Source organism: Cognatishimia activa, assembly GCF_001458335.1.
Taxonomy (GTDB): Bacteria; Pseudomonadota; Alphaproteobacteria; order Rhodobacterales; family Rhodobacteraceae; genus Cognatishimia; species Cognatishimia activa.
This window is the reverse complement of sequence record NZ_CYTO01000024.1, coordinates 649,567-663,812: the sequence shown is the minus strand read 5'-3', so window position 1 is coordinate 663,812 and position 14,246 is coordinate 649,567. Positions and strand designations below refer to the sequence as shown.

General features: G+C 53.8%; 10 protein-coding genes. 6 read left to right on the top strand and 4 right to left on the bottom strand.

From position 1 onward, the window contains the following. The first annotated feature begins 22 nt into the window (after positions 1–22). The 3 genes from TA5113_RS14310 to TA5113_RS14300 all read left to right on the top strand — a co-directional run bounded on the left by TA5113_RS14310 (position 23) and on the right by TA5113_RS14300 (position 4,726). The gene (locus TA5113_RS14310) at positions 23–2,569 is read left to right on the top strand and encodes a penicillin-binding protein 1A (RefSeq protein ID WP_058314231.1); all 2,547 of its coding nucleotides are present in this window, start codon (positions 23–25) and stop codon (positions 2,567–2,569) included. Between the two features lie 98 nt (positions 2,570–2,667). Then, complete coding sequence (gene prfB, locus TA5113_RS14305) at positions 2,668–3,792, top strand: peptide chain release factor 2 (RefSeq protein ID WP_058314232.1); 1,125 nt, start codon at positions 2,668–2,670, stop codon at positions 3,790–3,792. A 160-nt stretch (positions 3,793–3,952) separates the two neighbouring features. Next, positions 3,953–4,726, top strand: a complete 774-nt coding sequence (locus tag TA5113_RS14300; RefSeq protein ID WP_058314233.1) for a DUF2189 domain-containing protein — start codon at positions 3,953–3,955, stop codon at positions 4,724–4,726. A 45-nt stretch (positions 4,727–4,771) separates the two neighbouring features. Here TA5113_RS14300 and ilvN read toward each other — a convergent pair whose 3' ends face one another. The 4 genes from ilvN to TA5113_RS14280 form a co-directional block, all read right to left on the bottom strand. Continuing rightward, complete coding sequence (gene ilvN / locus TA5113_RS14295) at positions 4,772–5,335, bottom strand: acetolactate synthase small subunit (RefSeq protein ID WP_058314234.1); 564 nt, start codon at positions 5,333–5,335, stop codon at positions 4,772–4,774. Positions 5,336–5,346: 11 nt separating this feature from the next. Further along, positions 5,347–7,101 carry an acetolactate synthase 3 large subunit gene (locus TA5113_RS14290; RefSeq protein ID WP_058314482.1) on the bottom strand — a complete coding sequence of 585 codons (1,755 nt, stop codon included), beginning with the start codon at positions 7,099–7,101 and terminating at the stop codon, positions 5,347–5,349. Positions 7,102–7,402: 301 nt separating this feature from the next. After that, the gene (locus tag TA5113_RS14285) at positions 7,403–8,047 is read right to left on the bottom strand and encodes a response regulator transcription factor (RefSeq protein WP_058316779.1); all 645 of its coding nucleotides are present in this window, start codon (positions 8,045–8,047) and stop codon (positions 7,403–7,405) included. Next, a complete protein-coding gene (locus TA5113_RS14280) occupies positions 8,044–9,471 on the bottom strand; it encodes a cache domain-containing protein (protein ID WP_058314236.1) in 1,428 nt (475 codons plus the stop codon). The genes TA5113_RS14285 and TA5113_RS14280 overlap by 4 nt, the downstream gene beginning before the upstream one ends. A gap of 238 nt (positions 9,472–9,709) precedes the next feature. On the opposite strand from TA5113_RS14280, the gene TA5113_RS14275 reads away from it, so the two are divergent. The 3 genes from TA5113_RS14275 (at position 9,710) to TA5113_RS14265 (ending at position 14,171) form a co-directional block, all read left to right on the top strand. Beyond that, positions 9,710–10,792 (top strand): TRAP transporter substrate-binding protein, encoded by a 1,083-nt coding sequence (locus TA5113_RS14275; protein ID WP_058314237.1) that lies wholly within the window; start codon positions 9,710–9,712, stop codon positions 10,790–10,792. 95 nt (positions 10,793–10,887) lie between these two features. Then, positions 10,888–11,799 (top strand): TRAP transporter small permease subunit, encoded by a 912-nt coding sequence (locus TA5113_RS14270; RefSeq protein ID WP_058314238.1) that lies wholly within the window; start codon positions 10,888–10,890, stop codon positions 11,797–11,799. 17 nt (positions 11,800–11,816) lie between these two features. Continuing rightward, the gene (locus TA5113_RS14265) at positions 11,817–14,171 is read left to right on the top strand and encodes a TRAP transporter large permease (RefSeq protein WP_058314239.1); all 2,355 of its coding nucleotides are present in this window, start codon (positions 11,817–11,819) and stop codon (positions 14,169–14,171) included. Positions 14,172–14,246 lie beyond the last annotated feature (75 nt).

Sequence of the window (14,246 nt, the reverse complement as noted above, 5' to 3'; positions counted from 1 at the left end):
TAAAGAACACACGGGGCCTCCTTTGATACGTTTTGTCTTGTCCTTTTTTGGCAGTCTTTTCACGCTCATCACCATGGGCGTGGCACTGGTTGCGATCTCTATTGGCGCGGTGTTCTATGTCTACGGGCAGGATCTGCCGAGCACGGAAGCTTTGGCACAATATAGCCCGCCGACGATCAGCCGGATTTATTCCGGTGAAGGTAAAATTATCGACGAATTCGCCCGTGAACGCCGTTTGTTTGTTCCGGCAGAAGAGATTCCAGATCTGGTGAAGCAGGCGTTTATCTCTGCGGAAGATAAGAACTTTTATAATCACAAAGGCTATGACGCGCGCGGTATGGCCGCCGCGGCAATTGAAGCGGCCCAAGGGGGACGCCTCCGTGGTGCGTCCACAATCACTCAGCAGGTGATGAAGAACTTCTTGTTGTCCGGCGATCGGTCTGCCGAACGGAAAATCAAGGAATTGATCCTGTCGAACCGTGTGGAAGGGGTCCTGGACAAAGAGAAAATCCTTGAGCTCTATCTGAACGAGATTTTCTTGGGCCAGAACTCCTACGGTGTTGCTGCGGCAGCGCAGACTTATTTCAATAAGACGCTAGCGGAATTGCAGCCTCACGAAGCAGCCTATTTGGCGACCCTTCCAAAGAAGCCGTCAAACCTGCATCCAGTGCGCCACAAAGAAGCGGCGATCAACCGTCGGAACTTTGTCCTGCGCGAGATGAAGGAAAACGGCTATCTTACTGAAAATATTTATGAAGCTTCCATTTCTCAACCTTTGCTTTCAGTTCAAGCAGGTGATTATGAAAGCTTCAAATCTGCTTTGCCACCAAGGGATTACTTCACGGATGAAATCCGCCGCCAGCTGAGCAGGGACTTTGGTGAAGAGGAATTCTTTACCGGTGGCATGGCTGTACGCGCCACATTTGATCCAGAACTTCAAGACGTGGCCGCTGTGGCATTGCAACATGCACTGGAACGTTATGACCGTTCTCAAGGTGTTTGGCGCGGCACGGGTAAGTCTTTACCGGCGGAAGCATTGGCTGATGAAGAGACCTGGCGCGCAGAGCTTAAGAAAGTATCCGTGCCGCGCGATGTGAAGGCTGATGGCCAATGGTATCCAGCGGTTGTCCTCAGGGTCGGTAACAATGACGCTCAGATCGGTATTGAAGATGTTCCGGATGACGAAGACGGTCATTTCATCGTTGCCAAAGATGTGACCTGGGCGCGTAAACAGTTGGAAGATGGCAGCCTGGGACGCCAAGCGCGTGTCGCGGGCGATTTGCTAGAAGTTGGTGACGTGGTGCTTGTGCGAGCGCTTACCAGCGACAGCGATGGCAGCTTCGTTCGTTGGACATTGCGGCAGGTGCCAGAAGTGCAGGGTGGCTTTATGGCCATGGACGTAAACAACGGCCGGGTTATCGCCATGCAGGGTGGGTTTTCCTATCAGGACTCGGTGTTTAACCGCGCCACCCAAGCGCAGCGTCAGCCCGGATCGAGCTTCAAGCCATTTGTCTATGCATCAGCGCTGGACAGCGGTTATTCGCCCGCAACCATCGTGATTGACGCGCCGATTGAGATCAACACGCCGCAAGGCCTGTGGCGTCCACGGAACTCGTCCAATAAATTCTATGGCCCAACTCCGCTGCGCACAGGGATCGAACAGTCCCGGAACCTGATGACCATTCGCCTTGCGCAAGAGGTCGGCATGGACACGGTGGCGAATTATGCGCGTCGGTTCGGGGTCTATGACAATATGGGGCTGTATCTGGCGAACTCATTGGGGTCTGAAGAGACCACTTTGTTCAATATGGTCTCTGCTTACGCCATGTTTGCAAATGGCGGCGAGCGCGTTGAGCCAACCTTGGTGGACCGGGTTCAAGACCGATATGGCCGCACGATTTATCGCCACGATCAACGCGATTGCGAGGAATGCCTGGATCCGCGCATTGCCGTGGACCGCGCGCCGAAAATCACATCAAACCGCGAGCGGGTGATGAATGCCATCACCGCTTACCAGCTGACCTCCATGATGCGCGGCGTTGTGGATCGCGGGACCGCGGCCAGTGCCATCAACCTGCCCGTTCCTGTTGCAGGCAAAACCGGTACCACGAACGAGGCGCGCGACGTGTGGTTTGTGGGCTTCACCAACACGATGGTTGCAGGCTGTTACATCGGCCATGACCAACCACGTCCACTGGGTCGGGGAACCTTTGGGGGCAACACTTGTGGCCCGGTCTTCCAAGAGTTCATGTCCGCTGCCATTGAAAAATACGGCGCCGGAAAGTTCCGGGTGCCGCCCGGTGGTCAATTTATCAAAATTGACCGGTTCACGGGGGCGCGTCTGCCAAATGATGCAAGTGGTGAAACCGTCGTTGCTGAGTACTTCCGTCTTGGTGAAGAGCCAATCTTTGGTGTGAGCTTTGATGGTGGCTTTGCTATGGGTTCAAACTTGCCGCTCTTTGAAGATGCCGCGCAAGGTGGGCAGACGGTGACCACTTCCACGGGTGAGACCACTGTGGTTGGGCCAAAAGCGTCCTTTGGTACCTTGAGTTCCGGCGGTCTTTACTAACAAATTCTCTAAAATGCATGGCGCGGGGCAGGGTGACCTTGTCCGCGTCTTTTGGGTGGTTTATCACCCTAGTCCATAACGAATAACCGAGGCCAGCCATGCGCGCAGAAGTTCAAAACACGGTGACCGAGATTGAGAAGTCGATTGATCTTCTTAAGCAGCGCCTAGACTGGGAAACCGCGGAATTCCGTTTGGAAGAATTCAATGCCCGAGTGGAAGATCCAAACCTCTGGGACGACGCTGAGGGCGCGCAGAAACTTATGCGCGAGCGCCAGCTATTGGTGGATTCCATTGATGGGGTGAAAGCCCTGATGACCGATCTTTCTGATAATATCGAGATGATCGAGCTCGGTGAAATGGAAGAAGACGAGGAAGTCGTCAAAGACGCCGAAGAGGCGATCTTTAAGCTGAAAGAAGTCGCCGCTGAAAAAGAGCTGGAAGCGCTTCTGAACGGTGAAGCCGACAGCAACGACACGTTTCTTGAGATCAACTCTGGCGCTGGTGGCACGGAAAGCTGTGATTGGGCGTCCATGCTGGCGCGCATGTATGTTCGGTGGGCAGAAAAGCGCGGCTATACTGTCGAGCTTCAGTCTCAGACCGCAGGCGAAGAGGCGGGGATCAAGTCCGCTGCCTATAAGATTTCTGGCCACAACGCCTATGGTTGGCTGAAATCTGAAAGCGGTGTGCACCGTCTGGTTCGTATTTCGCCCTATGACAGCGCTGCGAAGCGTCATACGTCGTTTAGTTCCGTCTGGGTTTATCCCGTTGTGGACGACAATATCGAGATCGAAGTGAACCCGGCGGATATCCGTATTGACACCTATCGCTCTTCAGGCGCGGGCGGTCAGCACGTGAACACCACGGACTCTGCCGTTCGGATCACCCACAACCCCACGGGGATCGTGGTGACATCATCAGAAAAGTCACAACACCAAAACCGCGATATTGCCATGAAGGCGTTGAAATCGCGGCTTTATCAGTTGGAGCTGGATCGCCGGAATGCGGCCATCAACGAGGCGCATGAGAGCAAAGGGGATGCGGGGTGGGGTAACCAGATCCGGTCCTACGTTCTGCAGCCTTACCAGATGGTGAAAGACCTGCGCACCAACCACGAGACCTCGGACACCAAAGGTGTGTTGGATGGGGATCTGGACGGCTTCATGGCGGCAACACTGGCGATGGATGTAGCAGGGAAAAGCCGGGCTGACGCACAAAGCGAGTAGGTTTTGTGCTTTAGGGGGTGGTCGGGGCTTTGCCCCTCTTGGCCATCGGCCAATTCACCCCAGAGTATTTTACAAAGAAGAAGACGGATGCGCGCTTCGCTTGCAATGCGGGGCGCTTTTGCTTTTCATGGGGCTGCGCGAACATACAATGGAGGATTGTATGAACGAGGCAGCCAGCAAACCGCTTGGCGTGCCCGAGTTGGGCGCTGTGGGGTTTTCCACTTTGATCGAAGCGCTCAAGTTGGGTTGGCAGGACTTTCGCGCTTTACCGGTCTACGGTTTGATCTTTGCTGCGGTCTATTTTCTAGGTGGCTGGTTGATCACCTGGGTGACTGTGGCGACAGGACAGACTTATTGGCTGGTCTTTGCTGCGATTGGGTTCCCGCTTCTGGGACCCTTTGCAGCGACGGGGCTTTATGAGGCATCACATCAAAGGCAAATGGGGCGCTTGCCCTCTCCTCGTCGGATATTTGGGGTGGTGCTTGATCAGGGGCGTCGGCAATTGCCGTCGTTATGTGCCGTGATCGTGATTGTCTTTCTCTTCTGGTTCTTTTTAGCCCATATGATTTTTGCGCTTTTTTTGGGGCTTTCGACCATGACCAATGTTTCAAGCAGCTTAGAGGTCTACTTCACCACAAATGGCCTCATGATGTTGGGCTTTGGATCGGTGGTCGGGGCTGCGTTTGCGCTTTTGCTCTATATGCTTGTGGTCATCTCCATTCCGTTGCTTTTGGATCGGGAAGTGGATTTTGTCACGGCAATGATCACGAGTTTTAAAACGGTATCAGCCAATTTCGTTCCAATGGTAGTTTGGGGGGCGGGAATTGCTGTGGCAGTGTTCATGGCGATGTTGCCCGGCTTCTTGGGGCTATTTCTGATATTACCGGTGCTCGGCCATGCAAGCTGGCATCTCTACGCTTTAATCAGGACATAAAAAAGGGGGCGTAAGCCCCCAAATTTGTTTGTATATTCGGTGTAGTTAAAGTCTGCCGCGAGACAGTGCCGCGACACCTGTTCGGGCGACCTCCTGCAATCCCAGAGGGCGCATGAGATCAGCGAAGGCGTCGATTTTCTCTGGCGCGCCGGTGATTTCAAACACAAAGCTATCAAGGGTTGTGTCCACAACATTGGCGCGGAAGATGTCAGCGAGCCGCATCGCTTCGACCCGCTTGTCGCCTTCACCAGCCACTTTAAACAAGCCAAGCTCGCGCTCGACTGATGGGCCTTCTACTGTCAAATCATGCACGTCGTGGACCGGGACGATACGGCCCAGCTGTGCTTTGATCTGCTCAATGACCTGTGGTTTACCAGTGGTCACGATTGTGATGCGTGACTGGTGGCCGGTGTGATCCACCTCGGCCACTGTCAGGCTTTCAATGTTGTAGCCGCGGCCGGAAAACAGACCAATCACGCGGGCGAGCACGCCAGGTTCGTTGTCCACAACAACCGCCAAGGTGTGGCGTTCCGTGACATCCGAAAAGGTCGGGCGCAGGTTATAGGCGGAGTGGCTCGTGGAGCCTTTTTTGATTTTCAAAGCAGCCATTTGTCTCTTCCTTACACCAGAACCGCGCCGCCGGCTTCGATCGCGCCTTGCGTCGACGCTTCGCCCAGAAGCATTTCATTGTGAGGCTTGCCTGATGGGATCATCGGAAAGCAGTTCTCGTGTTTTTCTACGAGGCAGTCAAAGATCACTGGACCGTCGTGTTTGATCATTTCCATGATCGCATCGTCCAGATCCTTTGGATCAGAGCAGAGAATGCCTTTGGCACCAAAGGCTTCGGCGAGTTTCACAAAGTCGGGCAGGGCTTCAGACCAAGAATGGCTGTAGCGTTCGCCATGCAGCAGCTCTTGCCACTGGCGCACCATGCCCAGTCGTTCGTTGTTCAGGATGAACTGTTTCACCGGCAGGCGGAACTGCACCGCGGTGCCCATTTCTTGCATGTTCATCAACCAAGACGCTTCACCCGCCACGTTGATCACGAGGCTATCGGGGTGCGCCATTTGAACACCGATAGAGGCTGGGAAGCCATAGCCCATGGTGCCCAGACCACCGGAGGTCATCCAACGGTTTGGATCTTCAAAGCCCAAATACTGCGCGGCCCACATTTGGTGCTGACCCACTTCCGTGGTGACATAGCGATCCATGTCTTTGGTCAGCTCTTCCAGACGTTGAAGCGCATATTGTGGCTTGATGGTTGAGCCTTCTTGTTTGAAGTCCAAGCAACGAACCGCTTTCCATTCGTCAATCTGAGCCTGCCATTTTGCGACCGCATCCGCGTTGGTTTTCCGACCGCGAGATTTCCAAACCTTCAGCAGGTCTTCCAGAACATGGGCAATGTCGCCAACGATTGGCACGTCAACGCGGATCACCTTGTTGATCGAGCTTGGGTCGATGTCGATATGCGCTTTCTTTGAGTTCGGAGAGAAGGCCGAAACCAGACCGGTGATCCGGTCGTCAAAGCGCGCGCCGACGTTGATCATCAGATCGCAGTCATGCATCGCCATGTTGGCTTCATAAAGACCGTGCATGCCGAGCATGCCCAACCAGTTCTTGCCAGACGCAGGGTAGGCGCCCAGACCCATCAACGTGGAGGTGATAGGGAAACCGGTGGTGTCCACAAGCTCGCGCAGCAATTGGCTGGCCGCGTCACCAGAGTTGATCACGCCGCCGCCAGTATAAAACACCGGCCGCTCGGCTTGTTCCATCAATTCAACAAGTTGCGTGATTTCTGTAATGTCACCCTTCAACTGCGGTTGATAGTGATCCACGCGCGCCGCACGTGGTTCGGTGTATTCACCGCTCGCAAATTGCGTGTCTTTGGGGATGTCCACGAGAACCGGACCGGGACGACCAGACCGCGCCACGTGGAACGCCTGGTGCAGGGTTTCAGACAAGGTGTCTGTGTCTTTTGCCAACCAGTTGTGTTTCGTACATGGGCGGGTGATGCCAACAGTGTCCGCTTCCTGGAAAGCATCAGAGCCGATCATAAAGGTCGGAACCTGGCCAGAAATCACCAAGATCGGAATGGAGTCCAAAAGCGCATCGGTCAGGCCGGTCACCGCATTGGTGGCTCCGGGACCAGAGGTCACCAGCGCAACACCAACCTTGCCGGTAGAGCGCGCATAGCCTTCTGCGGCATGCACAGCCCCTTGCTCGTGACGCACGAGAATGTGGCGAATGTCGTTTTGCTGAAAGATCTCATCGTAAATCGGCAGCACCGCACCGCCGGGATAGCCAAAGACTGTGTCCACACCCTGATCCTTCAGGGCTTGAACGACCATTTTTGCTCCGGTCATGTTGCGCGTCATTTCATTCTCCACTTGCAACGGCTTAGTTCTAGTTTCCAACAAAAAAGCCCCCGAGGATTTCGGGGGCGCATGGGGTTTATTCTGGTTTACCGTTACCGGCCCATGCGCCTAAATCCTACAATGACGACAAGTTCTAGCATCCGTCAGGTCCTTTTTGCGTTGAAGCGGACATTATGTGGAGCTTTAGGGGGCGTCAACAGGCAAAAAGCGAATTTTATATCCGTTTGTGACGTTTTTTCTTTTCGAATATTGCGCGACCGGGGGAATTTTGGGTTTCTTTCGTAAAAATCCACCCGAAATCTTACATTTGAAGCCCGCCTTGCTGCAAAACACCGTGTTCAATCGCATATCGGGTCAGTCCCGCGGTTGAGCTGATACCTAATTTTGCTTTGATGTTTTTGCGGTGGGTCTCCACCGTGCGCACAGAAATATTGAGCTCGTTGGCCACTTCTTTGTTGGATTTACCTTGAGCCAATTGGAGCAGAACCGTTTGCTCGCGGCTGGTCAGAGTTTCCCGTTCGCCGTTATCCACGGGCTCCAGCGATCCTTTCGCACCGGTGCAAAGGTAGCGTTCACCCCGCATCACCGTATCAATGGCGGTTTTGATTTTGTCCGTCGGCACATCTTTTAGCACGTAACCGCGCGCGCCATGGCTTAGCGCGGTAGAGATATACTCTGGGCTATCGTGCATGGTCAGAATGAGAATGCGCGTATTAGGGCGACTTTCTAAAACCATTTCGGTTGCGGTCAGGCCCCCGATGTCTGGCATGTTGAGGTCCATGAGAACGACATCTACAGAATTTGTTTTGAGGTAGGCCACGGCTTCTGCGCCAGTGGTCAGCGTCGCGACCACTTCAATGTCATCATAGCTTTCCAAAATGGATTGGATGCCTTCCGCCACCATCGGGTGGTCATCAACTATGACGACTGATGTTTTCGTGCTCATCCGGTAGTCTCCACTTGGCTTTCAATATCCGCTTCAGGGGATAGCATTTGGTTCAGGGGCACTTCAGCGACGATAACGGTGCCTGATTTATTGGTCATGATTTTGAGCGTGCCGTTCAATTGCTCGACGCGTTCCTGCATATTTCGAAGTCCTAGGCCGCCAATATGCTCACTGCGAGACAGGTGCTGCGGGAATCCTGTGCCATTGTCGCTGATCCGCATGGTTGCTCCGCGTTTGTGGCCACGTAGGTCGACGACAACTTTGGTAGCGTTGGCGTGGCGTTCAATATTGGTGAGCGCTTCTTGGGCGATGCGGTAAAGCGAGAATTTGGCTTCTGGGTTAAGGCGATTTCGGAAGGGGACTGTGTGGATTTCGGTTTCGACTCCGGTGCGCGTCGTGAATTCGTCGATCAGTCCGCGCAGGGCGGGGCCCAAACCCAAATCATCCAAAATACCCGGCCGCAAATCACGCGAAATGCGGCGCACTTCGTGAATGGCCGTCGTGAGATGTTCCATACCTCGATCCAACGTATCCTCTGCACGGTCATCCCCGGCATTCATGCGGCGACGCGTGCTATCAAGCGCATAGCGCACCCCTACGAGAATTTGAGATATTCCGTCATGCAATTCGCGGGCCACGCGGCCTCGTTCTTCTTCCTGTGCATCAAACACGCGTTGGGTGAGTTTCTTAAGCTTCGCGTCAGCGAGCCGCCGTTCGCGCACGTTGATAACAATCCCTGAGAAAAACACTAGGAGCACAGCTGCCAAGGTAATGCCGCCGATGTAATAGAAGGTGCGTTGGATACGTGCCTCAACACCTGCACGCGCAGCGGCAACTTCTTCTTGGATGTCATCAATGAAAATACCGGTGCCAACCGCCCACCGCCAGTCCTGCAGTCCCAGAACGAACGTGACCATGCTTGCTGTTTCCCCAGTGCTGGGCTTGGGCCATTCAAAGCTGTGATATCCACCGCCGGTGCGCGCGATACGAATAAGCTCTTCCGTGATCGGCGTACCATTGGCGTCTGTGAGGTCTATCCAGTTTTTTCCAATAAGTTCGGTCTGGCGCGGGCTCACGATATTCGTGCCGTCATAGTCATAGACAAAGAAATAACCGTCCTGGCCGTAGATCAGAGCCGCCAATATTTGAGAGACCTGAAGCTTCGCTTCTTCATCATCGGGCAGGGCGAGGCCATAGATATTGCCGAACGCCGTACGCGCGATTGAAAGGTAGTTTTTGAGCTCAGCTTTTTTTGCCTCAATAAGTTGTTCTTCTAGGGTCTGAATCTCGCGCTCAGCCAACTGTCGGCTTTGATGTGCCACGATAATTGAAATCGCTGCCACCGCGAGGATCAAAGGGACTGTCGCCAGCAAAAAAAGCTTTTGCGCATAGGACAGAGGTGACGACGAAGTAACTTGAGTCATGCTGATTCGATTCGATGTTTCAGACCCCAAGCTTATAGGCATAGTTAACTAATGTTTCATTCCGCTATTTTTTTTGCCCCAAAAAACAGGGCTTTGCGCATGTTTTAAGCGCCGTCTGAATGATTTTACGTAGTAGTTGGTATTTTCCACAAAGCGACCCTGCGTCTACGATCCCCATACTTTGATCCAACTTGGGTGGGGACAACTCCGCCTGAGCGAAAAATTGGGAGGACAATATATGGATCGTCGTTCTTTTCTGAGAACATCTGCACTTGGCGGCACCGCAGCAGCGGCGTCTACATTGGCGGCACCAGCATACGCACAAGGTAAGCGTACGCTGACCATGGTAACATCCTGGGGCCGTGGCCTGGCAGGTGTTTTTGACGCGGCACAAAAGACTGCGGACAACATCACGGCAATCACTGATGGTCAGCTGACCATCGACGTAAAAGCGGCAGGCGAGCTCGTAGGTGCGTTTGAAGTATTTGACGCGGTGACTGCGGGTCAGGCTGACATGTATCACGCGGCTGACTACTACTTCGTCAACCAGCACCCAGGCTTCGCATTCTTCACAGGCGTGCCTTTCGGCATGACTGCGACAGAGCTGAACAACTGGTACTACCATGGCAACGGCCACGCTCTGCACGACGAGCTGGGCGAGATCTTTGGTCTGAAATCTTTCCTGGCCGGTAACACCGGTACGCAGGCGGGCGGCTGGTTCCGCAAGGAAATCACTGGCCCAGAAGACTTCAACGGTCTGAAGTTCCGTATGCCAGGCCTGGGCGGTAAAGCTCTGGGTTACATGGGTGCATCTGTTCAGAACCTTCCAGGTGCTGAAGTGTACCAAGCGCTGGCGTCTGGCGCGCTGGACGGTACCGAGTGGATCGGTCCTTGGGCAGACGAAAAGGCTGGTTTCCAAGAAATCACCAAGTTCTACTACACAGCGGGCTTCCACGAGCCAGCAGCAGGTCTATCCGCCGTGATGAACCGCGAAGTGTTTGACTCCTTGACTGCATCTCAGCAGGCAGCGGTCGAAGTTGCAGCGGGCCACGCGAACGTTTGGAACCTGTCTCAGTACCTGAACAACAACGGTGCGGCGCTTGAGCGTCTGAAAGCCGGTGGCGTTAAGGTTCTGGAATTCCCAGACAGCGTTTGGAATGCAATGGGTGACGCGTCTCAGAAAGTTTATGACGAGTTCATGGGCGACGACCTGTTCAAGAAGATCTACGACGACTACACCGCGTCTATGAAGGCATCTTCTGGCTGGCTGACCGACTCCGTTGGCGCATACCGCGCACAGCGTGACCGCGTTCTCGGCTAAGCCGAACGGCTGACTAAGGAGGCCCGCAGGAATATCCTGCGGGCCTTCTTTCTATAAATGTCAGCATTACTTACATACTAAGGGGACTGTGCACTATGCTGGACGCTATCGTCTGGTTATTTGCCAATATCGGAGCCGCTTTCGTGAATTTCGGAAGTGCTCTTGTTCAGCCTTCGCTTTGGCTGAGCTGGATGGGCGGATTGACCACTGTTGAAACCAAGCAAGCTCTGATGCGCTTCGTCTACTATGGCGGATCCATAGAGTTTTTCTTCGTCGTCTTCACGGCGTTTCTTCTTCTAACAGCGGTCGGCATCTGGCGCCGTTCGGTGATGTGGGGCGCAGTGATCGCTCTGGAAACCATCGCAAACACCGTCGGTCGTTTGTTTGCATGGGCAGGCCTATTGATGGTTCTGCAGCAGATCGTGATTGTGTTCATGCAGCGGATCTTTACATCCGCACAGATTTCTTTCGGTTTCGGCTCTGCCTTCACCCGCGATGTGAGCTGGTGGGCTGAAGAACTGAAATTCTACAACGCGCTCATCGTAACCCTTTGTGCGACATACACGTTCGTACAAGGCGGCCACGTGCGTGTTGACCTGGTTTACTCCGTCGTCAAATACCGCACCAAAAAGATCATCGACATGGTCGGCTCGCTGATCTTCATGATGCCTGCGGCGGTTCTGATGTGGATGTATGGCTGGTACTTCATGTGGCGCCACCTGGTGACACCGAAAGTCTCTGCATCTGACAATATCGACCTTCTGATGCGCAAGTCTCGGATCTTGAAATGGAACGTTGAAACCATCGGTTTCTCTCCAAACGGATTTGACGCGTATTTCCTTTTCAAAATGCTTCTGGTTGCCTTTGCAGGTCTTATCTTCCTGCACTCCATCGCGTTCTTCTACCGCTCTTACCTAGAGTATGTGGAAGGCCCTGAGAGTGAAGGCAAACACCTGGACCGAGATTCACTCGGCGAGGGCGAAGAAGCCTATGAAGGCACACACTGAGGTAGGGAACTTACACTATGTTATTCGGACTTGATGGGGTCGAAGTCGGCCTGATTATCGTCTTCCTCTGCCTCTTTGGCGGCATTCTATCAGGCTTCCCGGTTGCGTTTGCGATCGGTGGGGCAGGGGTGATTTCCTTCGGGATTATCGCCGCGCTGGACAGCGCAGGACTTCTTATTCACCAGGCGATTGATACGTCGTCTGCAATGTATGCAGATTTGGTCGCGCAAGGGATCAAAGCGGACACCATATCGTTATTTAACTATCCGGAACTGCCCATATATGAGACCCCGGTTTTCCCGAACGGTTGGGAAAGCGCGATGGATCGCAACATCTCTTTTGTTGTGAACCGGATGAACGAGCGGGTCTTGGCGGGACAGTCAATCGAAACCCTTCTTGCGGTTCTGATGTTTGTTCTTATGGGTATCACGCTGGAGCGTTCCAAGATCGCTAATGACCTACTGACAACCATGGCACGGGTCTTTGGTCCGCTGCCAGGCGGTCTGTCTGTATCCGTTGTTGTGGTTGGTGCGTTCCTCGCAGCGTCCACTGGTATCGTTGGTGCGACTGTTGTGACCATGGGTCTGCTCAGCCTGCCAACCATGCTGAAGAACAACTACTCTCCGGAATTGGCAACCGGCGTGATTGCGGCTTCAGGTACTCTGGGTCAGATCATTCCGCCATCCATCGTGATTGTTCTTTTGGGCACGCTGGCGGGTGATCTTTACTCTGCAGCGCAGGAATCCCGCGCTCAGGTGGCTGGGTGTACTGATGCTTTGACCTTCTTGGGTGAACCAGCGGTTCTGTCCGTGGGCACCTTGTTCCAAGCGGCCCTTCTGCCGGGCATCATGCTGGCGGTTCTTTATGCGGCCTATGCCTTTGGCTATGCGCTTTTGAACCCAAGCAAAGCACCGGCGGTTGTTGTTGAGAACAAGTCCGGTGAAGTCATCACGCGCAATGAGGGTCTGACTTGGTTCCTGTTTGTGCCTGCGGCTTTGATTGGCGGCATGATTGCATTGTCTTCTGCAAATGTGATTGGCAATCAGAATATCGTCGTGGACAGCTTTACCGATCGTGGCGAAGCGGCATCCTTGCGGACGTCTGTTTCTGAGGAATGTAAGGCCTCGATGATTGAACTGCATGGCCAAGACGCGTGGGATACTGCCGTTGCAGAACAAGCGGCGATCGACAATTCCGGTGGTTTGCAGACCTCTGAAAAGCTGACTGACGAACAACGTGCAGAGATCTTTGCAGAGCGTGTTGCAGATGCGGCGCCGATTGGGTCCGGTATCGCGATCATCACATTGTTGCTTACACTGGTCCTGACCACAGCACGCGGCGTGAAGCCAAGCGCGGATCACCGCAAACTGTACATTGGTTTGGGTGGTGCAGCTTTGATGATCTTGATCGACATCCTGATGATCACGCCAACGACCTCTCCGGGCACAACGGTTCTGTTGATGGCCGTTCCTCTGGCGATCATGTGGTACGGTCTGCGCGATGCATTGGGCATGCTGTCTCAGAACGAACTGCTGCGGGTGGTCTTCCCGCCGCTGGTTCTGATCATCGCAGTGCTTGGGTCGATCCTCGGCGGTATTACCAACCCAACACCGGCGGCAGCGTTGGGTGCGGGTGGTGCGATTTTGCTGGCAGCCTATCGTAAGCTGGCGGATGAGCAGAAATCCGGGAAACTGATCCTATGGTCGAGCTTCTCGATCATCGTTATGATCCTGATCGGTGTGAACTTCGATCTGCGTATCAACCAGGACACCGTCGCCTTTGAAACCTACATTGCTTACTTCTTCGCCTATGGCGCGTATCTGTTCGCAATGTTCGGTATTCTCTACGGCTGCTTCGTGCTGTTCCGTGGCGCGGTTCTAAGCCCGATCGTTCGTGAAACCGCAAAGGTGACCTCTATGGTCTTCACCATTCTCATCGGCTCTCAGCTGTTGAACCTGGTGGTGATTTCCTTCGGTGGTGAGCACTACATTCAGCAGTTCCTCAAGAGCTTTGAGAACGAGCTGACCGTGTTCTTGATCGTGATGCTGGTGCTTTTCGTTCTGGGCTTCGTGCTCGACTTCTTGGAGATCATTTACATCGTGATCCCAATCGTTGGGCCGGTCATTTATGGTGGTACGTTTGATCCGAAATGGGTGACGATCATGGTTGCGATCAACCTGCAGACATCCTTCCTGACGCCTCCGTTCGGCTTCGCGCTATTCTACCTGCGTGGCGTTGCGCCAAAGAGCGTAACAACGGGTCATATCTATCGTGGGGTTGCACCATTCGTGTTGATCCAGGTCTTTGGTCTGGCGCTCTTGTGGTTCTTCCCATCGGTGGTGACCATCTTGCCAAACTTGATTGGCAACTGATCAGATCAGGGAAAAGAAATAAGAAGGGGCCTTGGTGGCCCCTTTTTTTGTGGGAGTTTGCCGGCAAGTTGGCAA

Coding starts and splice junctions, on each gene's coding strand:
- TA5113_RS14290 (WP_058314482.1), bottom strand. CDS start 7,101: ATGACGCGCAACATGACCGGAGCAAAAATGGTCGTTCAAGCCCTGAAG.
- TA5113_RS14300 (WP_058314233.1), top strand. CDS start 3,953: ATGAACGAGGCAGCCAGCAAACCGCTTGGCGTGCCCGAGTTGGGCGCT.
- ilvN (WP_058314234.1), bottom strand. CDS start 5,335: ATGGCTGCTTTGAAAATCAAAAAAGGCTCCACGAGCCACTCCGCCTAT.
- prfB (WP_058314232.1), top strand. CDS start 2,668: ATGCGCGCAGAAGTTCAAAACACGGTGACCGAGATTGAGAAGTCGATT.
- TA5113_RS14285 (WP_058316779.1), bottom strand. CDS start 8,047: ATGAGCACGAAAACATCAGTCGTCATAGTTGATGACCACCCGATGGTG.
- TA5113_RS14275 (WP_058314237.1), top strand. CDS start 9,710: ATGGATCGTCGTTCTTTTCTGAGAACATCTGCACTTGGCGGCACCGCA.
- TA5113_RS14280 (WP_058314236.1), bottom strand. CDS start 9,471: ATGACTCAAGTTACTTCGTCGTCACCTCTGTCCTATGCGCAAAAGCTT.
- TA5113_RS14265 (WP_058314239.1), top strand. CDS start 11,817: ATGTTATTCGGACTTGATGGGGTCGAAGTCGGCCTGATTATCGTCTTC.
- TA5113_RS14270 (WP_058314238.1), top strand. CDS start 10,888: ATGCTGGACGCTATCGTCTGGTTATTTGCCAATATCGGAGCCGCTTTC.